The sequence below is a fragment of the Mesorhizobium sp. M0195 genome (genome assembly GCF_040322115.1).
GTDB lineage: Bacteria > Pseudomonadota > Alphaproteobacteria > Rhizobiales > Rhizobiaceae > Mesorhizobium.
Map to the genome: position 1 here is coordinate 25,001 of NZ_JAMYSV010000004.1, position 22,983 is coordinate 47,983.

21 protein-coding genes, 1 tRNA gene and 2 rRNA genes (1 of these 24 running past the window's edge) are annotated in these 22,983 nt (G+C 61.7%); 13 read left to right on the forward strand and 11 right to left on the reverse strand.

The annotated features are described in order from the left end of the window. The 3 genes from NKJ12_RS10605 to NKJ12_RS10615 all read left to right on the forward strand — a co-directional run. A 23S ribosomal RNA gene (locus NKJ12_RS10605) occupies positions 1-1,867 on the forward strand (it extends 940 nt beyond the left edge of the window). Between the two features lie 96 nt (positions 1,868-1,963). After that, positions 1,964-2,078: ribosomal RNA gene (gene rrf / locus NKJ12_RS10610) — 5S ribosomal RNA — on the forward strand. 130 nt (positions 2,079-2,208) lie between these two features. Then, positions 2,209-2,285, forward strand: a tRNA-Met gene (locus NKJ12_RS10615). A gap of 563 nt (positions 2,286-2,848) precedes the next feature. Here NKJ12_RS10615 and NKJ12_RS10625 read toward each other — a convergent pair. From NKJ12_RS10625 to NKJ12_RS10650, 6 genes are all read right to left on the reverse strand, one after another. Continuing rightward, positions 2,849-3,355: an L-2-amino-thiazoline-4-carboxylic acid hydrolase gene (locus NKJ12_RS10625; RefSeq protein WP_352702580.1), complete on the reverse strand. Its 507-nt coding sequence runs from the start codon at positions 3,353-3,355 to the stop codon at positions 2,849-2,851. Then, positions 3,352-4,143 carry an ATP-binding cassette domain-containing protein gene (locus tag NKJ12_RS10630; RefSeq protein WP_352691525.1) on the reverse strand — a complete coding sequence of 264 codons (792 nt, stop codon included), beginning with the start codon at positions 4,141-4,143 and terminating at the stop codon, positions 3,352-3,354. The genes NKJ12_RS10625 and NKJ12_RS10630 overlap by 4 nt, the downstream gene beginning before the upstream one ends. Beyond that, positions 4,140-4,973, reverse strand: a complete 834-nt coding sequence (locus NKJ12_RS10635) for an ABC transporter ATP-binding protein (protein ID WP_352702583.1) — start codon at positions 4,971-4,973, stop codon at positions 4,140-4,142. Before NKJ12_RS10635 ends, NKJ12_RS10630 begins: the two co-directional genes overlap by 4 nt. After that, positions 4,970-5,800: an ABC transporter permease gene (locus tag NKJ12_RS10640; protein WP_352702585.1), complete on the reverse strand. Its 831-nt coding sequence runs from the start codon at positions 5,798-5,800 to the stop codon at positions 4,970-4,972. Before NKJ12_RS10640 ends, NKJ12_RS10635 begins: the two co-directional genes overlap by 4 nt. Further along, positions 5,797-6,783 carry an ABC transporter permease gene (locus tag NKJ12_RS10645; RefSeq protein ID WP_352702588.1) on the reverse strand — a complete coding sequence of 329 codons (987 nt, stop codon included), beginning with the start codon at positions 6,781-6,783 and terminating at the stop codon, positions 5,797-5,799. The genes NKJ12_RS10640 and NKJ12_RS10645 overlap by 4 nt, the downstream gene beginning before the upstream one ends. Positions 6,784-7,054: 271 nt before the next feature. Further along, positions 7,055-8,665 (reverse strand): ABC transporter substrate-binding protein, encoded by a 1,611-nt coding sequence (locus NKJ12_RS10650; RefSeq protein ID WP_352702590.1) that lies wholly within the window; start codon positions 8,663-8,665, stop codon positions 7,055-7,057. A 363-nt stretch (positions 8,666-9,028) separates the two neighbouring features. Here NKJ12_RS10650 and NKJ12_RS10655 point away from each other — a divergent pair, with 363 nt between their 5' ends. After that, complete coding sequence (locus NKJ12_RS10655; protein ID WP_352702592.1) at positions 9,029-10,216, forward strand: M24 family metallopeptidase; 1,188 nt, start codon at positions 9,029-9,031, stop codon at positions 10,214-10,216. Here NKJ12_RS10655 and NKJ12_RS10660 read toward each other — a convergent pair. Genes NKJ12_RS10660 through NKJ12_RS10670 form a run of 3 tightly spaced genes read right to left on the reverse strand, consistent with a single transcriptional unit; the run spans position 10,213 to position 12,713 of the window. After that, on the reverse strand, positions 10,213-10,641 hold the full coding sequence (locus NKJ12_RS10660) for a cupin domain-containing protein (protein ID WP_352702594.1): 429 nt from the start codon (positions 10,639-10,641) through the stop codon (positions 10,213-10,215). The genes NKJ12_RS10655 and NKJ12_RS10660 overlap by 4 nt on opposite strands. A gap of 24 nt (positions 10,642-10,665) precedes the next feature. Then, the gene (locus NKJ12_RS10665; protein ID WP_352702596.1) at positions 10,666-11,505 is read right to left on the reverse strand and encodes a phosphoenolpyruvate hydrolase family protein; all 840 of its coding nucleotides are present in this window, start codon (positions 11,503-11,505) and stop codon (positions 10,666-10,668) included. 11 nt (positions 11,506-11,516) lie between these two features. After that, positions 11,517-12,713, reverse strand: coding sequence for a Tm-1-like ATP-binding domain-containing protein (locus tag NKJ12_RS10670; RefSeq protein ID WP_352702598.1), 1,197 nt, complete (start codon positions 12,711-12,713; stop codon positions 11,517-11,519). Between the two features lie 109 nt (positions 12,714-12,822). Here NKJ12_RS10670 and NKJ12_RS10675 point away from each other — a divergent pair, with 109 nt between their 5' ends. The 8 genes from NKJ12_RS10675 (at position 12,823) to NKJ12_RS10710 (ending at position 20,102) form a co-directional block, all read left to right on the forward strand. Further along, positions 12,823-13,518 (forward strand): TetR/AcrR family transcriptional regulator, encoded by a 696-nt coding sequence (locus tag NKJ12_RS10675; RefSeq protein ID WP_502901422.1) that lies wholly within the window; start codon positions 12,823-12,825, stop codon positions 13,516-13,518. A 358-nt stretch (positions 13,519-13,876) separates the two neighbouring features. Continuing rightward, positions 13,877-15,193 carry an ABC transporter substrate-binding protein gene (locus NKJ12_RS10680; protein ID WP_352448404.1) on the forward strand — a complete coding sequence of 439 codons (1,317 nt, stop codon included), beginning with the start codon at positions 13,877-13,879 and terminating at the stop codon, positions 15,191-15,193. A gap of 92 nt (positions 15,194-15,285) precedes the next feature. After that, positions 15,286-16,191: a carbohydrate ABC transporter permease gene (locus NKJ12_RS10685; protein WP_254816733.1), complete on the forward strand. Its 906-nt coding sequence runs from the start codon at positions 15,286-15,288 to the stop codon at positions 16,189-16,191. 1 nt (position 16,192) lies between these two features. Then, positions 16,193-17,152, forward strand: a complete 960-nt coding sequence (locus tag NKJ12_RS10690; protein ID WP_352476335.1) for a carbohydrate ABC transporter permease — start codon at positions 16,193-16,195, stop codon at positions 17,150-17,152. Further along, positions 17,149-17,370 (forward strand): hypothetical protein, encoded by a 222-nt coding sequence (locus NKJ12_RS10695; RefSeq protein WP_352702600.1) that lies wholly within the window; start codon positions 17,149-17,151, stop codon positions 17,368-17,370. The genes NKJ12_RS10690 and NKJ12_RS10695 overlap by 4 nt, the downstream gene beginning before the upstream one ends. After that, positions 17,367-18,470: an ABC transporter ATP-binding protein gene (locus tag NKJ12_RS10700; protein ID WP_352702603.1), complete on the forward strand. Its 1,104-nt coding sequence runs from the start codon at positions 17,367-17,369 to the stop codon at positions 18,468-18,470. The genes NKJ12_RS10695 and NKJ12_RS10700 overlap by 4 nt, the downstream gene beginning before the upstream one ends. Next, on the forward strand, positions 18,470-19,573 hold the full coding sequence (locus NKJ12_RS10705) for an ABC transporter ATP-binding protein (RefSeq protein ID WP_352702605.1): 1,104 nt from the start codon (positions 18,470-18,472) through the stop codon (positions 19,571-19,573). Before NKJ12_RS10700 ends, NKJ12_RS10705 begins: the two co-directional genes overlap by 1 nt. 247 nt (positions 19,574-19,820) lie before the next feature. Beyond that, positions 19,821-20,102: a hypothetical protein gene (locus NKJ12_RS10710; protein WP_352702608.1), complete on the forward strand. Its 282-nt coding sequence runs from the start codon at positions 19,821-19,823 to the stop codon at positions 20,100-20,102. Positions 20,103-20,135: 33 nt separating this feature from the next. On the opposite strand, the gene NKJ12_RS10715 is transcribed toward NKJ12_RS10710, so the two are convergent. Continuing rightward, on the reverse strand, positions 20,136-21,107 hold the full coding sequence (locus NKJ12_RS10715; protein WP_352702609.1) for an AraC family transcriptional regulator: 972 nt from the start codon (positions 21,105-21,107) through the stop codon (positions 20,136-20,138). Between the two features lie 91 nt (positions 21,108-21,198). Between NKJ12_RS10715 and NKJ12_RS10720 the strand changes: the two genes are divergently transcribed. After that, positions 21,199-22,419 (forward strand): MFS transporter, encoded by a 1,221-nt coding sequence (locus NKJ12_RS10720; RefSeq protein WP_352702612.1) that lies wholly within the window; start codon positions 21,199-21,201, stop codon positions 22,417-22,419. 100 nt (positions 22,420-22,519) lie between these two features. Here the strand turns inward: NKJ12_RS10720 and NKJ12_RS10725 are convergent, their stop codons facing one another. After that, a complete protein-coding gene (locus tag NKJ12_RS10725; RefSeq protein ID WP_352702614.1) occupies positions 22,520-22,867 on the reverse strand; it encodes a GFA family protein in 348 nt (115 codons plus the stop codon). Between the last annotated feature and the right edge of the window lie 116 nt (positions 22,868-22,983).

Genomic DNA, 22,983 nt, shown 5'->3' on the forward strand with positions numbered 1-22,983 from the left:
GATTACCAAACCTAACCAAACTCCGAATACCTGGGAGTAATAGTCGGCAGACACACGGCGGGTGCTAACGTCCGTCGTGAAAAGGGAAACAACCCTGACCTACAGCTAAGGTCCCCAAGTTATGGCTAAGTGGGAAAGGATGTGAGGATCCCAAAACAACCAGGATGTTGGCTTAGAAGCAGCCATCATTTAAAGAAAGCGTAACAGCTCACTGGTCTAAATAAGGGTCTTTGCGCCGAAAATGTAACGGGGCTAAAGCCATACACCGAAGCTTAGGGTTTGCAGCAATGCAAGCGGTAGCGGAGCGTTCTGTAAGCTGATGAAGCCATACCCGTGAGGGATGGTGGAGGTATCAGAAGTGCGAATGCTGACATGAGTAACGTAAGGGGAGTGAGAGACTCCCCCGCCGAAAGTCCAAGGGTTCCTGCTTAAAGCTAATCTGAGCAGGGTTAGCCGGCCCCTAAGTCGAGGCAGAAATGCGTAGACGATGGGAACCACGTTAATATTCGTGGGCCTGGAGGAAGTGACGGATCATTGAGGTAGTCCAATCTTATCGGATTGAAAGGGCTGCTGCGTGGTTCCAGGAAATAGCTCCTCCTTATAGACCGTACCCGAAACCGACACTGGTGGACTGGTAGAGTATACCAAGGCGCTTGAGAGAACTATGCTGAAGGAACTCGGCAAATTGCACGCGTAACTTCGGAAGAAGCGTGACCCTTTCATGCGCAAGCATGGGAGGGTGGCACAGACCAGGGGGTAGCGACTGTTTATCAAAAACACAGGGCTCTGCGAAGTCGCAAGACGACGTATAGGGTCTGACGCCTGCCCGGTGCTGGAAGGTTAAGAGGAGGGGTGCAAGCTCTGAATCGAAGCCCCAGTAAACGGCGGCCGTAACTATAACGGTCCTAAGGTAGCGAAATTCCTTGTCGGGTAAGTTCCGACCTGCACGAATGGCGTAACGACTTCCCCGCTGTCTCCAGCATAGACTCAGTGAAATTGAATTCCCCGTGAAGATGCGGGGTTCCTGCGGTTAGACGGAAAGACCCCGTGCACCTTTACTATAGCTTTACATTGGCATTCGTAGTGGCATGTGTAGGATAGGTGGTAGGCTTTGAAACCTGGGCGCCAGCTCAGGTGGAGCCACCCTTGAAATACCACCCTTATCACTATGGATGTCTAACCGCGGCCCGTTATCCGGGTCCGGGACAATGTATGGTGGGTAGTTTGACTGGGGCGGTCGCCTCCTAAAGAGTAACGGAGGCGCGCGATGGTGGGCTCAGAACGGTCGGAAATCGTTCGCTGAGTGCAATGGCATAAGCCTGCCTGACTGCGAGACTGACAAGTCGAGCAGAGACGAAAGTCGGTCATAGTGATCCGGTGGTCCCGCGTGGAAGGGCCATCGCTCAACGGATAAAAGGTACGCCGGGGATAACAGGCTGATGACCCCCAAGAGTCCATATCGACGGGGTTGTTTGGCACCTCGATGTCGACTCATCGCATCCTGGGGCTGGAGCAGGTCCCAAGGGTATGGCTGTTCGCCATTTAAAGCGGTACGTGAGTTGGGTTCAGAACGTCGTGAGACAGTTCGGTCCCTATCTGCCGTGGGTGTAGGAATATTGAAAGGATCTGTCCCTAGTACGAGAGGACCGGGATGGACGGATCTCTGGTGGACCTGTTGTGGCGCCAGCCGCATAGCAGGGTAGCTATATCCGGACGGGATAACCGCTGAAGGCATCTAAGCGGGAAACCCACCTTAAAACGAGTATTCCCTGAGAACCGTGGAAGACGACCACGTTGATAGGCCGGGTGTGGAAGAGCGGCAACGCTTGAAGCTTACCGGTACTAATAGTTCGATCGGCTTGATCGTTCTCATTCCTAATGCCCATTTTTGGCGACAATCCCTGGATTGCGCCGAGATGGATGGCACAGAAAACAGCTTCTCGAGCAACGTGCGTTTTGCCGACCTGGTGGTTATGGCGGAGCGGCTGCACCCGATCCCATTCCGAACTCGGCCGTGAAACGCTCCAGCGCTGATGGTACTTCGTCTCAAGACGCGGGAGAGTAGGTCGCTGCCAGGTCTGCCAAGCGCACGTTGTTTAATCTTCTCCTTACGAACAGGCCCGCCAACGGGACTCCGGGCCGCGCAAGCGGCCCTTTCATTTGGCGGAAGCTTGAATTCGGTGAGCCAAGGCTTACCTTTAGGGTTGACGCGGGGTGGAGCAGCCCGGTAGCTCGTCAGGCTCATAACCTGAAGGTCACAGGTTCAAATCCTGTCCCCGCAACCAAAATTCGAAAACGGCCCGCCTTGTGCGGGCCGTTTTCGTATGCGCTGAAGTGCGGCGACGGGACACTTAGCATGCCGCGGCCAATTTCTCGCGTATGTGCTCCGATCCACCTCTCATACGTCGGGCGAATGGCCGATCGGGATTTACGACGCGCCAAAAGGGCGCGCTGCCGTCTTGACTGATATGCACCAAATGCCGCCGCACGGTCACCGGCAGCAGGCGTCTGCTCCGTATTTTGCCGCGAGCTTACGTCGCAACTCTGCAAGGTCCGATAAGTGGCCAGGTCGTGCAGCCCGGAGCTCGTCAGCGACCATTTTCTCGGTTGGGATCAGCATGCTCTGCATAAGGGTCTTGCCTTTGCGTCTCGTTTTGACCACCGGCAATTCGCTCATAATTCACCTCCAGGAACTCCCTACGGAAGACGAACAAGGATGCCGCAATTCCGACAAGTCTCGGATTGATTTGATTGCCGTGGCCTTACGCCGCTGGGAGTTTTTGTTGGCTCTGTGCTGCCCAACGGAACGGAACTCTACGTCTTCGCCGACATGGCTCGAGTTGTAGCTCTAACCGGCATCCCGGTTGGTCAAAGCGATGTGGCAGCAGCCGAAACCGTGGCCCGGTGTCCAGGTGACATTGTCGAAGCGTACCCCGGTAGCCTCGAACAGGCCGCGATCGAAGGCGCCGGCGATGCGGCAGAGCGTGGCGAGTTTCTCGTCGTCGACGCCGGCTTCGACCCAGGCGTCCTTCAGCGGGCAGCGCCTGACCTTGAAGGCAATGCGGTCCGGACCGCGTTCGACGTCGGTCGGATACATGCGACCGCCATCCGGGCTGACGGCCAGGAACGCCTCGCCGATCGCCGGTGCGTCGTTGGGGCCGAAATCGGCGAAGGCCGCCGCCGCAACCTCCCTGCCTCGCCGTTCAATGGTGCGGATCATGATCGCCTCAGCCTTTTCCGCGCCAACTTCCGCGGTTAGCTCGTCGAGCAACAGACGATAGAGATCGGCACGGTTGCGGAAGGCGGAATCGAGTTCGCGTGACAGTTTTTCGGCTCGGGCTTCGGCGTCGGTCATGATGCGTCCCGTTCGATCCTCGACAGTCTTGGCGCTGCCGCCACCAGCGCCTTGCCGATCGCGGATTGCGGCGCGTCGATGACGGTGCGGGCATCGCCGCTCTCGGCAATCCGCCCGCCGTCCAGAATGGCGATGCGGTGGGCGATGGCACGGACGACGCCGAGATCGTGCGAAATGAAGAGATAGGCGATGCGCTCCTCGCGTTGAAGGTCGAGCAGCAGCCGCAGGATCTGCGCGCGCACCGAAACGTCGAGCGCCGACACCGCCTCGTCGAGCACGACCAGCGACGGTTTCGTGGCGATGGCGCGGGCGATTGCAACGCGCTGGCGCTGACCGCCGGAGATTTCGTGAATGGCGCGGCCGGCGAGACCGGCGCTGAGGCCGACGCGTTCCAGCAGAGCGACGATACGGCGCGGGCGTTCGGCGCGAGAGGCGATGTGATGGATGCGCAAGGGGTCGTCGAGCACACGTGCCACCGTGGCGCGTGGGTTCAAGGCGGCGAGCGGATCCTGAAACACCGTCTGCAGACGAGCGCGCCGGTCGCGCAACGCAGCGCCGTTCAACGACAGGAAATCACTGCCTTCAAATTCGATTCGGCCAGCATCGGCTTCGATGAGCCGCAGTATGAGCCGAGCGATCGTCGATTTGCCGCTGCCGGAAGGTCCGGCCAGCGCCAGCGTCTCGCCATACTCGATGTGGAAGGAAACATCGTCGGCCGCGGCGATGATCTTGCCGCCGCTACTGTATCGTTTGGTCAGGCCGGAAACGGCGAGCAGCGGACTGGTCATGTTCGCTGCAGCAGCGGCTCGGCGTCTAGGCCGAGATTGGCGTCGAGCAGCGCCCTTGTGTACGCGTGACGCGGCGCACTGACCACCTGCGCCGTCGCACCGAGCTCGAGCAGCTCGCCATGCCGGAACACGGCGATGCGCTCTCCAAGCTCAGCGGCCAGCCCGATGTCGTGGCTGATGAACAGCAGCGTCATGCCGTCCTCGGTCACGAGTCGCCGGATCAGCCCGACGATTTCGGCCTGCACGATGGTGTCCAGGGCACTGGTCGCCTCGTCGGCGATCAGCAGTTTCGGCCCGGCCGCGATCGCGGCGGCGATCGCCACGCGCTGCTTCTGGCCGCCGGAGAGCTGATGTGGAAAGGCGCGCAGAGCGGCATCGGGGTCGGGCAGACGGACGCGTTCGAGCAAGGCTTTTGCTCTGGCATAGGCGTGTCGCCAGTCAAGTCCGAGATGCGTGCGCGCGACTTCCGCGATCTGCTTGCCGATTGGCATGACCGGATCGAGACTGGCGGATGGGTCCTGGAAAACGAAGCCGATATCACGGCCTCCGAGAGGAAGGCTATTGAGAACAAGGAAAGATTGATGATCTTTCGAATGAGACGATCGAAATTCCGTCATCTGCCACTCGATCGCTCCGCCGATCTTGGCACTGGCCGGCAGCAGCCCAGCAATCGCCAGCGCCAACGTGCTCTTGCCCGAGCCGCTCTCGCCGATGATGGCGAGGCGCTCGCCGGCGGCGACATCGAAGCTGATATGTTTCAGCGCCGCCACCTCGGCGCCGTCGCGGCGATAGGTCACCGTCAGATTGCGGATCGAAGCAAGCGCCGTCACGACAGGCTCCTCCTCACCGATGTCGTCTCGACGACGCCTTCGCCGGCGAGATAGACGCCGAGCACGGTCAGCACGAGTGCTATTCCCGGAACGATCGAGAGGAAGGGCGCGGTGCGCAGCACGGCGCGGCCTTCGGCGATCATGCCGCCCCAGGTCACGCGGTTGGGGTCGCCGAGGCCGAGAAAAGACAATGCCGCTTCGGTGAGAATAGCCGCGGCGACGATCACCGACGACAAGGCCAGTACCGGCGGCAGCGCGTTGGGCAGCACCTCGCGAAAGGCGATCTCCAGCGGATGCATGCCGATGACGCGGGCGCCGGCAACAAAATCGCGCTCGCGGATCGACAGCACTTCGGCCCGCGTCACGCGTGCCGGTCCGGTCCAGGCGCCCAGCGCGATCGCAGTGACGACGACGCCGAGCGACGGCCCGACAATGCTGACGAAAGCCAAAGCCAGCAGGAAGGCTGGGACGGTCTGGAAAGCGTCGGTGATGCGCATCAGCACCTCGTCGACAAGGCCGCCGGCAAAACCGGCCAACGTGCCGATTACGGCGCCGACGACAAGCGCGGTGGCTGCTGCTGCCAGGCCGACCGCGAGCGAGGTGCGGGCGCCGTGGAAAAGCTCGGCCAGCACGTCACGGCCGAGGCGGTCGGTACCGAGTGGCAGCGACCAGTCCTGGAACGGCGACAGCAATGCCGGCCCGGCAATGGCCTGCGGATCGCTCGGAAAGAACAAAGGTGCGGCAAGCGCCACGGCACACAGCGCCGTCAGGATGACCGCGCCGGCGATCGCTTCCGGCGTGCGAAGAAAGCGGCGAAGCGGGCTCACGCGCCGGCCTCACTGGCCCCGACGCGCGGATCAAGTACGGCGTAGGCGATGTCGACGAGAAGGTTGATGATGACGACCAGGACGGCGCTGATGAGAATGATGCCGAGCAGCAACGGCGTGTCGCGTGCCGCCACCGCTTCCTGCGCCAGCCGGCCAAGGCCTGGCACGGAAAAGACGCTTTCGATAACGACGCTGCCGCCCAACATCTGCGCGGACTGCAGGCCAAGCATGGTGACCAGCGGCAACAGCGCATTGCGGGCGACGTGAGCGAGCACGATGCGGCGGCGGGAAAGTCCCCTGGCGCGGGCGGCCAGCACAAAATCCTGTCGCCAGACCTCGGCCATCCCGGCGCGCATCATGCGCAGATAGAGCGCGAGATAGATGAAGCCGAGCGCCGAAACCGGCAGGACGAGATGGCGGGCGATATCGGCGGCGCGATCGAGGCCGGTCCGGGCCGAGGCGATACTCTCGATGCCGCCGATCGGAAACCATCGCAGGTCGACGGCAAAGACGATGATCAGCACCAGCCCAAGCCAGAAGCCCGGCACGGCATAGAGCGCCAGCGAACCGACGGACAGAAAGCGATCGCGAAAACTGCCGGGCCTGGCGCCGGCATAGATGCCGAGCGCCGAGCCGAGACCGAAGGAGAGCGCGGTGGCGCTGCCCATCAACAGCAGCGTGTTGGGCAGGCGCTCGAGGATGACGTCGCGGATCGGCCGCGAAAAGGTGACCGATTGGCCGAGATCGAGATGCAGCAGCGCCCAAAGATAATTGGCGAGCCGCGTCAGCTCCGTCTGGTCGAGACCCCAGCGGTGACGCAACAGCTCGATCATGCCGGCGTCGCCGCCGGTCGAGACGATGTAGGCATCGACCGCGTCGCCGGGAGCGGCTTCGAGTAACAGGAAGGTGCCGATGACGACAATCAGCAGCACGAAGATGCTGCCGACGAGACGGCGGCGAAGCAGGATGACAGCGCGGGTCATGGCGTAACGCCGATAGGAGAGCCAAGTCTTCGGTGCCGCGCTCTACGGCGCCCCCTCTGTCCTGCCGGACATCTCCCCCACAAGGAGGGAGATTGGCAGCTTCGGCGTTGCCGGCCGTCTTGCAACGCTGGAGATTGGCGAAAGCGACAATGACAGCCGATCTCCCGCCTTGTGGGGGAGATGTCCGGCAGGACAGAGGGGGGCGCGAAAAAGCTCTCATCGTTGAAGCTGAGCACCCACACAAGCGGGGCGCAAGTCTGGAGAGACTTCCTTACCCCTTCAGCCAAGTGTCCGCCCAGTTCGATACCGCCCAGCGCGGGTTGTTGGCGATGTTCCTGACCGTATCACGTGCGACGCTGATGAAACTCCATTCGGCGACGTTGATCAGTGGCAGGTCGGCGGCAACTTTTCTCTGGAACTCCTTGTAGAGTTCGGTGCGGGCGGCGGTGTCGAGCGTCTCCGATGCCTTGGCGATCAGGGCATCGAGTTCGGCGTTCTTGTAGCCGCCCTGGTTGGAGAAGGGCACGCCGTCTGGAATGCCGCTCTGCACCAGGATGGTGGTCGAGATCGCAGGATCGCCGCGGAACACCGGCGGCCCGACCGCAAGGTCGAAGGCGTGGTCGGTGTAAACAGCCTTGATATGCGCGGCCGAGTCGTTGTTGACCAGCTGAGCGTCGATGCCGATGGCGGCGAGCGCCTGGCGCAGATAGTCGCCGAACTGCTTGGTCTCGTTGAAATAGGGCGCCGGCAGCAGTTTCAGTGAAAAACGCTTGCCGTCATCGCCTCGGCTGTAGCCGGCCTCGTCCAGCAAGGTGTTGGCCTTGGCGACGTCGAAGGCGTACGTCGGCACGTCGGCGGTGTAGAATTGCGGGTCGTTTTTCGGCACCGGGCCAGTGGCGGTGGCGGCATAGCCGAGAAACACCGTCTTGACGACGAAATCCTTGTCGATGGCGTGAGCGATCGCCTGGCGCACTTTCAGGTCGGCCAGCTCCTTGCGGCGATGGTTGATCTCGACGACGAGCTGGTAGGTCAGCCCTTCATAACCCTTGGTGATCACCTTGAGGCTGGGCACTTTGGATATGCGGTCGAGATCGGCGAGGGGCACGGCGGAGAAGGCGGCGAGCTGGATCTCTTCGGCCTCGAGCGCGCTGGCCGCTGCTGTGCGGTCCGGCAGCACCTGATAGATGATCTCGTCGAGATAGAGCTCGTCCTTGCCCCAATAATCCGTGTTCTTCTCCAGCCGGTAATATTCGCCGGGTTTGTATTCGGCGAATTTGAACGGACCGGAGCCGACCGGGGCGTTGTTGGCCGGGTTGTCCTCGATCTTTCCGGTCTCGTAAATGTGCTTGGGCACCACGCTGCTCAGCGCCGGCAAGGCGTTGCGGATCAGCTGGAACGGTGTCGGCTTGGCGAATTTGAACACGGCGGTGGCTTCGTCCGGCGTGTCGACCGCCTCCAGATCCTTGAACACGGTGCGGCCGAGATTCTGCAGCGGCTTCCAGATATGCAGCGCCGAGAACGCGACATCGGCGGAGGTGAAGGGTTTACCGTCATGCCATTTGACGCTCTCACGCAGCTTGAACGTCACCGACAGGCCGTCGGCGGCACCTTCCCAGCTGAGCGCCAGGCGCGGATCGAGCCCGTCCTTGCCGTCAAAGGAGGCCTCAGCCAAGGTTTCTACGATCTTGCTCGAAATGAAGAAGACGCCGTTCGAGGCGACGATCGCCGGATTGAGATTGCGCGGCTCGGAATCAGCGGCGACGACCAGTCGTCCGCCCTTTTTCGGCGTCTGCGCCGAGCCGATCGTCGGCATGGCGGTGGAGGCCAGCAGCAATGCCGAACCCGCAAGCATCGTACGTCTGGAAATGGTGAACTCTGGCATGATCGAACTCCGTCCTCTCCGCGGACCCGGCCGGGTCCGCCGTACCCCTCGGACGCTCGTAAGCATCCTGCACGGCTGATTATGGGCCTTGTGCGGGGTTTCGCCAAAGACGGAATTGGCGCATCCTCACGTGGCTTTGAAATTTCCGTCCGTTGGACCAGTTGTACAGAAACGGTTCGATGCGCGGTTCTGGCAGGACCCAGACTGGAGTAAAGTGCAGCAGGTGGACCAGCTTTGGGCCGGTTCGCCCGTTCTGGCTGGACCAGATCGGGCAAAATGATGCAGATTTAAGCATAGCCGAGGTTCAGAGCCGGAAAAGCCGGTGCCGGCGAGCGGCCAGCTAAGGATTTCAGGGAGAGAGACATGAACATTGCCCCAGGCAAGAATGCCGTCGGCAGCGTGCCGTTCGACCAGGCCAGGGTGGACGGGCTGATGGAGGAGGCCGGCATCGACGTGCTGCTCGCCACCTCCAAGCACAACACGCAATATCTGCTTGGTGGCTACAAGTTCATCTTCTTCGCCGCCATGGATGCGATCGGCCACAGCCGTTATCTGCCTGTCGTCGTCTATGAGAAGGGTGGGCCGGAGCATGCCGCCTATATCGGCAACCGCATGGAAGGCGGCGAGCACCAGAACCATCCATTCTGGACGCCGACACTGCATGCCGCCTGCTGGGGCACGCTCGATGCCGCCAACCTGGCGGTCGAGCATTTGCGAAAGATCGGCAAGGGCAATGCCCGCATCGGCATCGAGCCCGCCTTCCTGCCGTCCGACGCCTATATGCTAATCCGCGACGCGCTGCCGAATGCCAAGCTGATCGATGCGACTGATATGCTGGAGCGCATGCGGGCAATCAAAACCGAGGCCGAGTTGGAGAAGCTGCGCATCGCCTCCGAGCTGATCACCGATTCCATGCTGGCGACCATTGGCTGGGCACGCGAAGGCACGACCAAGAGCGAGATCATCGAACAGCTCAGGCGCGAGGAGACCAATCGCGGCGCGCATTTCGAATATTGCCTGTTGACGCTAGGCTCCAGCCACAACCGGGCCGCCTCGCCGCAGGCGTGGAAAAGGGGCGAGGTAATGTCGATCGATTCCGGCGGCAACTACCACGGCTATATCGGCGACCTTTGCCGCATGGGCGTGCTGGGCGAGCCTGACGCCGAACTCGAAGATCTGCTGGCCGAGATCGAGACAGTGCAGCAGGCGGCCTTCTCCAAGGTCAAGGCGGGCACGCTTGGTGGTGACATGATTTCTCATGCCGAAGGCGTGCTGAAGAAGTCGAAGGTAGCGCCCTACACCGATTTCTTCGCGCATGGCATGGGGCTGATCACGCATGAAGCGCCGTTCCTGATGACCAACCATCCGGTGACCTATGAAGGCACCTATGCCGCAAAGCCGCTGGAGAAGAACATGGTGCTTTCGGTCGAGACGACCATGCTCCACCCGACGCGCGGCTTCATCAAGCTGGAGGACACGGTGGCGGTCACCGACACAGGGTACGTTATGTTCGGCGATCGGGGCCGGGGCTGGAACGCGGGCGGGGGTTAGGCGCTTCTATCCCCGCCCGGCGGGATCAACCTGAAATCCGGCAACTCCCGCAACGCCAGTTCCGGCCCGGCCGGCGAATAGACGACGAAAAGCTGCATCGGCCCATCGCCGGTATTGAGCGTCGAGTGGAAGCGGCTTTCCGGCACATAGATGGTGCAGCCGGGGCCGACTTTCTCGACGACCGGGTTGCCTTTCTCGTCCTCGACCATTTGCTCGCCATCGCCTGAGATGACAAAGATGATCTCCTCCGAACCCGGATGGTTATGACGCGTATGGCCCTTGCCCGACGGGAGGTCGACGACACCACCGGAAAATCGCTTTGCGCCGTTCACTTCGGGAGCGACCGTCAGCGACAGCCTGCCCCAGTCGAAGCCGAAGGCACTGACGTCTTTTGGATATACGAACACCTTGCTGCTGTCGGTCATCGTCCCACCTTCTTTTGCTAGTCTCTATGCGGCGCCGAATGTGACGGCCTTGAAATCCGCCGTCTGCCTGGCGATCGAGGCTTCCGCCGGCAGCCGCTCCATCGAACTGGCGCCATAGAACCCGTGCAGGCCCTTGCAGCGCTCGAGAATATATCTGGCGTCGTCCGGCATCGAGATCGGCCCGCCATGGCAAAGCAGGATTATATCCTCGCGCACTGAGCGTGCCGCTTTGGCGATGGCGTCGATCTCGCTGACACAGTCGTCCAGCGATTTAGCCGCCGTCGCGCCGATCGAGCCGCCAGTGGTCACCCCCATATGGGCGACGACGATGTCGGCGCCGGCTGTTGTCATGGCGCGCGCCTCGTCTGGGTTGAAGACATAGGGCGTGGTCAACAGGTCGAGTCTGTGAGCCTCGGCGATCATGTCGATCTCGAGCCCGAAGCCCATGCCGGTTTCTTCAAAACTCCGCCGCATCTGGCCGTCGAACAGGCCGATGGTCGGAAAATTCTGCACGCCGGAAAAGCCCATCGTCTTCAACTCGGCCAAAAGCAGCGGCATGATGACGAAGGGATCGGTGCCGTTGACGCCGGCCAGCACCGGCGTCTTCTTCACCACCGGCAGCACTTCGTAGGCCATCTCCTTGACGATCTCGTTGGCGTTGCCATAGGCGAGCAGGCCGGCGGCCGAGCCGCGCCCGGCCATGCGGTAGCGGCCGGAATTGTAGATGATGATCAGGTCGATGCCGCCGGCTTCCTCGGCCTTGGCCGACAGGCCGGTGCCGGCACCGCCGCCGACGATCGGCACGCCATCCGCAATCATCATGCGGAATTTCTCCAGGATTTTCTTGCGCGGTATGGCGGCCATGTCTTGGTGTCTCACTGTCTGGCGATGTCGAGGAAGGCCGTTGTGGCGGCCCAGGCGAATTCCGGATCGTTGATGTGCAGCGGCAGGCGCAGCACGCACCGCGTTTTGGCGGGTTTGATGGTACGCTCGATCGCCTCGAACAATGCGGCATCGGCTTCAGGGTCGAAGAAGGCGCCGCCTTCGATGTCGAGCGCCGACACGCCTTTCTCCGGAATGAGGAAACGAACCGGACCCGGGCAGAGGCTCAGCCTTGTACCGATCCATTCGCCGATCGTTCTGCTTTCGTCGGCAGTGGTGCGCATCAGTGTGACGTTTGGATTGTGCTCATAGAACAGCCGGCCGCGATAGCGTTCCGGAATTGTCGGCGACGCCCAGAAATTGACCATGTCGAGCGCGCCCACCGAGCCGACATAAGGCAGCCCGGTGCGGGCGATGGCACCAAAGCGATCTTCGGTCGCCGGCAGCACGCCGCCAAGCAGCAAGTCGCAGACTTCGGTTGTTGTGATGTCGATGACGCCGGACAACAGGCCGCTGTCGGCCAATTTTTCCATGGTGCGGCCGCCGGTTCCGGTGGCATGAAAGACCATGCAGTCATAGGTCGAACGAAGCTCATCGGCGATCGCGGTCACGCATGGCGTGGTGACGCCGAACATGGTCAGGCCTATCGAGGGTCTGCCGTCGGCCGGCGGCGCCGGCTTTGCCGCCATGCCTGATATCGCCTGGGCGGCATTGTGCAGCACGACACGGGAAAGCCGGTTGAGGCCGGCCATGTCGGTCACCGACGGCATCATGATGATGTCGGAGATGTCGACATAAGGTCCGGTGTCGCCGGAAGCCAAGGTCGAAACCATGATCTTGGGCAGGCCGAGCGGCAGCGTGCGCATGCCTGCGGTGATGATCGAGGTGCCGCCACCGCCGCCGATACCGACAATCCCGGCAATGTCGCTGCGCGATTGAACAAACCGGGCAAAGGCGGCAGCCATTGCCGCCACAGCGGTGCCGCGATCGTCGACGCCGAGCACGGCATTGCGACCCTCGGAATGGTGGCTGGCGACCTCGTCTGCCGAAACATCGACCGGCACGGTCGCGCCGCGTGTTCCGATGTCGACACGGGCAATCGAAGCGCCGGTAGCCGCGACCGCATCGGCCAGAAATGCGAGTTCCTCGCCCTTGGTGTCGGCGGTGCCCACCACATAGATGCGCTTCATCGCGTTTCCCCGGTCTTGGGCGTGCTCGGCGCTGCCGCCCCTTTTTGCCCGGCCGTTCGACGGCGCGAAGGGCCATTGCAATTTTTTGAGACACGCGTATCGTATTGACATGAATGTCTCACGTCAACAAGCGGCAATGGACGACGATGCCAGCCAAGGGCCGAACCCCCAAGTAGAGCGCGGGGCCCGCGCGCGCACCAGGCGTCTCATGCTTGAGACGGCGACAAAGCTGATGCAGGCGGGCGCCACGCCCTCCGTCAGCGAGGTGGCGGAGGCAGCGGAGGTCTCGCGCGCCACCGCCTATCGGTATTTTCCGAGCCAAGCGGCGTTGGTGCAGGCGGTGGTCGATGAGGGGCTTGGGCCGATCCTTACGTGGAAATCGAGCTCTGCCGATCCCGAGCGCCGGGTCGCCGAGCTGTTCGAGACCGCCATGCCGCGCATCGAGGTCTTCGAAGCGACGTTCAAGGCGGCGCTGAAACTGTCGCTCGACCAGTGGGCGCAGCGACAGGCAGGCACGCTTGACGGCGAACCTGCCTTCACGCGCGGCCATCGCGTCGATCTTTTGAAAGATGCGATCGCGCCACTCAAAGGCCGGTTGCCGCCGCGCGAATTCAAGCGGCTCGCGCAGGCGCTGTCATTGATCTTCGGTGTTGAGGTGCTGATCGTTTTAAAGGATATATGGGGATTGGATAGCCGCAGTATGATGTCGGTTGCGCAATGGGCGGCCGGCGCTCTTGTGCGCGCGGCTATGACCGAATCGATGATTGAAGGAGATGGGATCGCGCCGACGACCGCCGTGAGATGACGCCAATCTGGTTCGACCAGATTTTCAACCTGGCTATTCATGCTACTAGCGATGCAGCGGCCCAAGTAAGGCATTCATGTATCAAGGAGTAGGAAAATTCAGGGAAAACAGGCAGATATCGCAGAAGCCAACTTGTCTGCGTGTCCGCCACCGTCCAAGAAAGGGCTTGACGTTCCTCTTAAATTGGTAATACCAGATCAGGACAAATAAAGCGGATCAAAGGTGAAGGCTGAGATCCGTTTCGGTCGAGCGAGGAGGCTCAAAAACCGGAACGGTGCCGTCACGGGAGGACTACCAGGGCCGGCCTCGCCGCCGGCTCGCATGACGCGGTAGAATGCGCACAAGGGAGGAAATCATTATGCGCAAGACAATGACCAGCTTGCTTGCTGGTATCGGCCTAGTGCTCGCCTGCGGAACGTCCGTCTACGCGCAGGAAAAGGAACTTACAATCTTCTGGGCGGAATGGGATCCGGCCAATTACCTGCAGGAACTCGGCAACGAGTACGAGAAGGAGACCGGCGTCAAGATCACGGTGGAAACCACACCGTGGCCCGACTTCCAGACCAAGGCCTTCACCGAGTTCAACGCCCATGGCGACGCCTACGATATGGTCGTCGGCGACTCGCAATGGCTTGGTGCCGGCTCGACCGGTGGCCACTATGTCGACCTGACCGACTTCTTCAACAAGCACAAGGTCGGTGAAGTGATGGCACCGGCCACGGTGAAATACTATGCCGAATATCCGGGCGGCAGCAGCAAGTACTGGGCCATTCCGCTCGAAGGCGACGCCGTCGGCTGGTCCTATCGCAAGGACTGGTTCGAAGACCCCAAGGAAAAGGAAGCCTTCAAGGCCAAGTATGGCTACGATCTCGACGTGCCGAAGGATTTCAAGGCGCTACGCGACATCGCCGAATTCTTCTACCGGCCGGACCAGAAAAAATACGGCATCGCCATCTACACCGACAATTCTTATGACGCGATGGCGATGGGCTTCGAAAACGCGCTGTTCTCCTTTGGCGGCGAGCTGGGTGACTATAAGACCTACAAGGTCGATGGCTTCATCAACTCCGACAAGGCGATCGCGGCGCTCGACGCCTACAAGGAACTCTACAAGTTCACGCCTCCGGGCTGGGCCAAGTCGTTCTTCGTCGAGGACAACCAGGCGATCACTGAAAACCTGGCCGCGATGAGCATGAACTACTTCGCGTTCTTCCCCTCGTTGATCAACGAGGCGTCGAACCCGAACGCCAAGAACACCGGCTTCTTCGCCAATCCAGCCGGACCTGGCGGCGACCAGTTCGCCGCACTCGGCGGTCAGGGCATCTCCATCGTTTCCTACTCGCAGAAGCAGGAAGAGGCGACGAAGTTCCTGGAATGGTTCATCAAGGACGAGACCCAGAAGAAATGGGCAGCGCTTGGCGGCTACACCTGCAGTGCCGCCGTGCTCAAATCGCCCGAATTCCAGAACGCCACGCCCTATAACAAGGCGTTCTACGAGACCATGTTCAAGGTCAAGGACTTCTGGGCGGTTCCGGAATATGCCGAACTGCTGCAGCAGCTCAACCAGCGCATCTATCCCTACATGATCGGCGGCGAAGGCACCGCCAAGGAGACGCTGGACGCACTGGCAGCCGACTGGAACGCGACCTTCAAGAAATATGGCCGCGGCCAATAAGCATGAAGTTTCACGGAGGGGGCGTTCGTGCCTCCTCCGTTTCTTTTTCTGATTTTTGAAATCTTTCTGATTTCTGAACTGGGAGCAGGGTCTTGGCGACCACAATGATCACCACGCTGGACAGGTCCTCGCGGGCCGCCGCTCGCGGTCTAAGCGACATTTCGATCCGCAATCTCTTCATCATCCCGACGATCCTGTTTCTGATCGTCTTCAACATCTTCCCGCTGATCTATTCGCTGGGCTATTCGTTCACCGATTTCCGCGCCTCGACCAGCGCGGCGGCGAATTTCGTCGGGCTGCAAAACTATCGCGACCTGCTCAGCGATCCCTATGTCTGGTCCAACTTCGCCATCACCGCGAAATACGTCATCATCTCGGTCGCCGGCCAGCTGCTCGTCGGCTTCGGCGTGGCCATGCTGCTCAACCGCGACATTCCGCTCAAGGGCCTGCTGACGACGCTTCTGTTGTTGCCGATGATGCTGTCGATGGCCGTCGTCGGCCTGTTCTGGAAGCTGCTCTACGATCCGTCCTTCGGCATCATCAATTATGCGCTGGGCCTCGGCACCTTCGAATGGCTGTCGAATCCGAAAATGGCGCTCTATGCGGTCGCGCTGACCGACATCTGGATGTGGTCGCCCTTTGTCATGCTGTTGTCGCTGGCCGGCCTGTCGGCTGTGCCCAAGCATCTCTACGAGGCAGCCGCGATCGACAGGGCCGGGCCGTTCTACACCTTCTTCCGCATAACGCTGCCGCTGGTTGCGCCGATCCTGATGATCGCGGTCATCTTCCGCACCATGGAGGCGTTCAAGACCTTCGACCTCGCCTACATTCTCACCAGCCAGCCGACGGCCGAGCTGATCTCGATCCGGCTCTATAAGATGGCGTTTCAGGAATGGCAGACCGGGCGTTCCTGCGCGCTCGCCTACATCGTGCTGATCATGGTGCTGGCGATCACCAACATCTATGTCAAATACCTCAACAAGGTGAAGGAGCGCTGAGATGGCCGCAGTCCGCACTTCTTCCGAAATCACCTTCAACCGGGTCGCCATCGTCGCTGTCCTGCTGGTGACGATCATCTTCCTGGCGCCGATCTACTGGATCGCCTCGACGGCTTTCAAGCCGCGCAACCTCGCCACCACCATTCCGCCGACGGTGGTTTTCCAGCCGGAGATATCGCCCTTCGTCAAGTTGTTCACCAAGCGTTCGCAGCTGCGCAGCCCGCCGTCGCCGGAGGAGTACGCGGCTGCGCCGTGGTGGGAGCGCGTCGTCTTCAATGGCGGCGAAAAGATCGTGCGCGACGGCAAGGGCCAGGTGCAGTGGTCGGGCTATCCGAGCCGTTTCATGAACTCGCTGATCGTCGCCATAACCTCGACCGTCCTGGCCGTCGGCATGGGCACCTTCACCGCCTATGGCTTCTCGCGCTTCAAGGTGAAGGGAGAGGCGGATCTGCTCTTCTTCATCCTGTCGACGCGCATGCTGCCGCCGGTGGTCGTCGCCATCCCAATGTTCCTGATGTACCGGGCGGTAGGGCTCAACGATTCCCATGTCGGCCTGATCATTCTCTACACCGCCTTCAACTTGTCCTTCTCGGTCTGGCTGATGAAGGGCTTCATGGACGAAATCCCGAAGGAGTATGAAGAGGCGGCGCTCGTCGACGGCTACACGCGCATGGAGGCCTTCTTCAAGATCGTGCTGCCCGAGGCCGCCACCGGCATCGCCGCCACCGCCGTGTTCTGCTTCATCACGGCGTGGAACGAATATGCCTTCGCACTGATCATGACCAGCCGCCGTGCCCAGACGGCACCGCCCTTCATCCCCAGCCAGGTCGGTTCCGGCCTGCCGGACTGGACGGTGATCGCCGCCGGAACCTTCCTGTTCCTGCTGCCGGTCGCGATCTTCACCTTCCTGCTCCGCAACCACCTGTTGCGCGGCATGTCCTTCGGAGCGATCCGCAAATGAGCTTTCGCGACATCAACCAGAAATATCTCGAACCGGGCAGCCAGGTGCTGATGGTGCTCGGTATCATCGCGCTCTGCCAGCCGTGGAACATGCTGCTGCACAGCTACGGCGTGACCATCATCCTGATGGGCCTGGTCGGCTTCAACATCACCTCCAAGATCGCGCCGGAGGAGAAGGCCGGCACCGGGCAAGGGGCAAATCCGGGGGCACAGCATTGACCCAGATCGAGCTTCGCGGCGTCCAGAAATATTTCGGCGCCGTCCAGGTCATCAAGGACCTCAACCTGAAGATCGACGATAACGAGTTCATCGTGCTGCTCGGCCAGTCGGGCTGCGGCAAGACGACGACACTCAGGGCCGTTGCCGGACTGGAGACGATCGACGGCGGCGACATCCTCATCGACGGCAAGCCGGTCCAGCACCTCAAGGCCGCCGACCGCGACATCGCCATGGTCTTCCAATCGTTTTCGCTCTATCCGCATATGAGCGTTTACGAGAACATCGCCTTTCCGCTGAGAGCGACGCGCAAGAGCAAGGCCGAGATCGACAACGAGGTGCGCTCGGTCGCCAAAACCCTGCAGATCAGCGATCTCCTCGCCAAGAAACCGTCGGCGCTGTCCGGCGGCGACATGCAGCGCGTGGCGATCGGCCGGGCCTTGGTGCGGCGGCCGAAGGCGATGCTGATGGACGAGCCGATCGGGGCGCTCGATGCCAAGCTGCGCGAGGAGATGCGGGCCGAGATCAAGCGGCTGCACATCAAGCAGGGTTCGACCAGCATCTATGTCACCCACGACCAGATCGAGGCGATGAGCCTCGCCGACCGCATCGTCATCATGCATGAAGGTGTACTGCAGCAGGTCGGCTCGCCGGACGAGGTCTATTCGCATCCGGCGAATCTTTTCGTCGCGCAATTTGTCGGCAGCCCCGTGATGAACGTCGCCGACGCTTCGGTGACCGAGAAACCCTCATCGGCCTCGGTCACGGTCGGCGATGCGGCCGCTGGCTTCGAATTCCCGCGCGCCTTGCTGTCGAAGCTCAACGGCCATGCCGGCAGCCAACTCGCGCTCGGCATACGGCCGGAAGGCGTCCTCGTCCGCCGCGAAGCCGCCGAGGGGTTCCTGCCGGTGGAGACGCAGATCGTCGAGCCGCTCGGGTCCTTCGACATCGTCGACCTCAAGGTCGGCTCCAAGATGCTGCGTGCGCGCACCAAGAGCGGCTTCATCAGCGGCCCCGGCGAAAGGGTCTTCGTCAGAATAGATCCCAGCCAGGCGCATTTCTTCGACACGGCGAGCGGCAAATCGCTGGGAGTGAGACTCTGATGGCCCACATCCAGCTCAAGAACATCTCAAAGAAGTTCGTTAATCACACCGCCTTGACCGGGCTCGATCTCGACATCGCCGATGGCGAGTTCTTCGTCCTGCTTGGCGAGACCGGCGCCGGCAAGACGACGACGCTGCGCATGATTGCCGGCCTGGAAAAACCGAGCGAAGGCCAGGTCTTCATCGATGGCGTCGATGTCGCCGACTGGGGCGCGGCCGAGCGCGACGTGGCGCTGGTGCTGCAGCAATATTCGCTCTATCCGCGCTATACGGTGCGCCAGAACCTCGAATTTCCGCTGAAGCCGAAGATCCGCCGGCTGCCCGATGCCGAGATCAAGGATCGTGTCGACCGCGCGGCCAGGACGCTGCGCATCGAGCATCTGCTCGACCGCAAGACCGACAGGCTTTCAGGCGGCGAGATGCAGCGCGTCTCGATCGGCCGCGCCATCGTGCGCAAGCCGCGGGTATTCCTGATGGACGAGCCGTTGTCGGCGCTCGACGCCAAATTGCGCGAGGCGCTGCGCACCGAATTGAAGAACCTGCAGATGCAGCTTGGCGCCACCTTCCTGTTCGTGACGCACGATCAGATCGAGGCGATGTCGATGGGTGACAAGGTCGGCGTGCTCAACCATGGCCGCATCGTCCAGACCGGCACGCCGTACGAGATCTACAACAATCCGCGCGACACCTACGTGGCAAGCTTCGTCGGCTCGCCGCCGATGAACCTCATCGACGGCAAGCTCGTCAACGGACGTGCGGTGATGGCGCCGCTCAAATTCGAATTCCCGTTTGCGGGGGGTGCCAAGACTTGCGGGGGTGCCAAGACGGGCGGGGCGACCGACGGTCGCCCGCTCGTCTTCGGTATTCGTCCCGAAGACGTCTATCTCGAGACCGGCGCGCCGGTCGAGGCGCGGGTCCACGATGTCGAGAACCATGGCGTCGAGAAGATCCTGACGCTGCGGGTCGGCGACGCCATGCTGCGCGCCACCGTGCCGGCCAGGACCGACGTCCAGATAGAGCAGCCGGTGCGCTTTGCCTGGAATCCGGACAAGGTGGTGCTGTTCGACAAGGGCAGCGGAATAAGCCTGCGTCACGCCGGCTAAGTACAAGCCTCTTTACTGCAGCTGGAGCGGGATGCGTTCAACACGAACCGTGTATCCCGCTCTATCTATGTGTTTTAGCCGCATTTGTGCGACGCTACGTGACTCCATTTGGTGCGAAATGCTCGAGTCTTCCCGTCATCCCCCGTGCGGGGGATGCGGATGCTCCGATTTGTCGAATAGGCTGATCCTTTGGTCCCAAACGGGCTTTGCAAGCCCAATTTTGGAGGCCCGAAATGGAGGGTTGGCTATGGGAAATCTGTTCCGCAGTTTTGCGATGATCCTGCTTGTCGCCGGTATGGGATTGTTGGCGGCGCATCTGGGCGAGGCTCAGGCAGCCAAGAAAGTCGTCGCCGGTGCGAAGGTCGACGCCAAGAAGATCAAGGGCCTCAACGGCACGGTCAATCTGTCCACCAGCGACTGCAAACTGTTGTTGAGCGGCACCGTCGTCGAAGTCTCGGATGGCAGGTGCGGGGCCTCCGGCAAATATTGCAAGAGCAGTGCCGGCTCGGCCTGCATCACCGAGCAATAAACCGAGCAATAAGCCGGCCAACGTTTAGCTGGCCTAGCGGTTCTGCGCCTGTTCCTCGGCCCGGAAATGGCTGGGCGGCGATCCGATGACCCGTTTGAAGGCGCGGCTGAAGGAGGCGTCGGATTCGTAGCCGAGACGAGCCGCGACGACGGAAATCTTGAGCCGGTCGCGGACCAGCCATTGCCTCGCCTGGTGCATCCGCACCTGCGTGACGTACTTTGCCGGTGTTTCGCCGACAATGGTTGCGAAGCGCTCGGCGAAACCTGATCGTGAGGAGCCCATCATCTTTGCCAGAGCGTCTACCGTCCAGTCGCGGCTCGGTTCCAGATGGATCGCGGCCAGCACTCGGCCGATCTCGCGGTCCCTCACCGCCGCGATCCATCCGGAAGAGTCGCCGCAGCCGCGCTCGACCCATGAGCGGATGACGGTCGCGGCGAGCACATCGGCCAGCCGCGCCAGGATGCCGCCGGAGCCGACGCGCTCCATCGTCACCTCGCGAGCCATCGCCTCCAGCAAATGCGGGATGCCTGGCTCATAGGCTTCCAACTCATGCGCGCGCATCACGTCCGGCATCATGCCGAGCAAGGGGTGCAAGCCATCGAGATTGAAATACATGCTGCCGAAAAACAGCAAGGTCCCCGGACGGCAGCCGGGCACGCCGTCATTCGACATGCAATAGACATTCTTGCAGATTTCCTCGACCTCATAGCCGTGGATCGGCGCCGCCTCGGTGCCCGGCTCACTTGCCAGCGTGTGGGCTGAGCCGCGCGGCAACAATACCGCGTCGCCCGCCTTCAGTTCCACCCATTCGCCGGACGGCTGCAGCAACCAGCAGCCTTTGCGGCCGATGAAATGAAACCGTGCCGCCGCCTGAGCCGGAAAATGGATGCCCCAGGGTTCCTTCATCTCGCAACGGCCGTAATCGACGCCTTCGAGGCGCAATCCGCGCAATATGTCTGTCAGCGGATCACCGGTGACGGGGATTTTGGACGAACGGTCAAGCATAATGGTGTTTCTAGCATGGAAACTCCAGACAGTCACTCCCTATGTTGCACTGCAGCCAGATGCTGCGCTGCAACCAGATCGGAGATCCCTCATGACCGAACCCGCGACAGGCGTCATGGACGCCGTTCTCGACCCATCGGAAACCGGCGAACGATCCGAGCCCGCATGGGGGGCGGTGGTCTCCCTGGCGCTCGGAGTCTTTGGCCTGGTGACCGCGGAATTTCTGCCTGCCAGCCTGCTGACGCCGCTTGCGCAGGATCTCGGCATCACCGAAGGCGCCGCCGGGCAGGCGGTAACGGCCACCGCCGTCATTGGCGCGATTGCGGCGCCGACCATGGCTATTGTCACCAAGCGGCTGGACCGCAGGCTGGTCATGTGGGCGCTGACGGTGCTGCTTGTGCTGTCAAACCTGGTGGCCGCGTTTGCGTCCTCGCTTCCCGTTCTTCTGATTGCCCGCATCATGCTCGGGATCAGTCTTGGCGGCTTCTGGTCGATGTCGGCAGCCATGGCGATGCGGCTCGTTCCGATGCGGCTGATGCCGCGCGCCATGTCGATCATTCTCACCGGCGTTTCGGTGGCGACGGTCTGCGCGGCTCCGGTCGGCGCCTATGTCGGCGACATCTGGGGCTGGCGGACGGCGTTCATGATCGCCGCCGTGGTCGGTGCGCTGGCGCTGCTGGTGCAGGTGGCTACCATTCCGAAGCTGCCGCCTGCAGGTACGGCAGGTTTTCGCACGCTGCTGGAGGTGATGAAGCGGCCGATGATCAGGGTGGCACTGCTGGTGGTGCTGCTGGTCGCCTCGGGACATTTTGCCGGCTTCACCTATGTCCGCCCGTTTCTCGAGAAGGTGCCCGCGCTGGACATCGAGACGATCTCGCTTGTGCTGCTCGCCTACGGCATTGGTGGCTTCTTCGGCAATTTTGCCGGCGGCTTCATTGCCGAACGCAGCCTCAAGGCAGCCGTCAGCCTGGCGCCTCTGCTGATCGCGTTTTCGGCGCTCTTGCTGCTGGTCGTCGGAGGCTCACCCGTGGTGGCAATAGCAGTGGCTAGCTGGGGCTTTGCGTTCGGCGCCGTCCCAGTCGGACTGCAGACCTGGCTGGTGCGGGCCGCCCCCGATCAGGCCGAAAGCGCCGGCGGGCTCATGGTTATGACGTTCCAGGTCGCCATCGCGTTGGGCGCCGTCTTCGGCGGCCTGCTGGTCGACAATGCCGGCGTTGCCAGCGCCTTCGCCTATTGCGCGGCGGCGACATTGCTTGCGGCACTGGCGGCGTTCTTCCTTGGCCCCAAGCCGATCGACGATCCCAAGGCCTAAAGCGCATCGCACTCGATCGGCCTCACGCGATGCGCCTTAGATTCTTGTTTTTATGCATGTCGTTATCGCAAAACCGCTGCACAGTTTTGCGCGACATGCATCAAACGGAACGGCCGTCGAAGTCGAAGACCGGCACGGCGGCGACGTCCAACGCCTCGATACAATGAATATTGATATAGGCACTTCGCCCGCTCCCTTCGCCGACATCCTCGGCGAAGGGGTGAATGCCGCAGCTGCGGCAGAAGCGGTGGGCGATGACATGGTTGCCGAAGCTGTAGCGGCCGAGATCATCGCCCCAGGCAAGCACCCGCATGCTTCCATGCGGCACTGCCCATAGCAGTGCACCCTTGCGCGAGCAGATCGAGCAATTGCACCGTACGGCTCCGGTCAGCTCGCCTTCGACCTCGAACGCGACCTTGCCGCAGTGGCAGCTGCCTTGGTAGAACATCGGGCCTTCCTCCTTCGGTTCGACAGGTGCAAATCCGACCGTGCCGGGCTATGTCTCCTGCGGCAGTTGCGGCAGCTATCTTAAGACGTTGCAAGCGTGCGGAGTCCGACACCGAA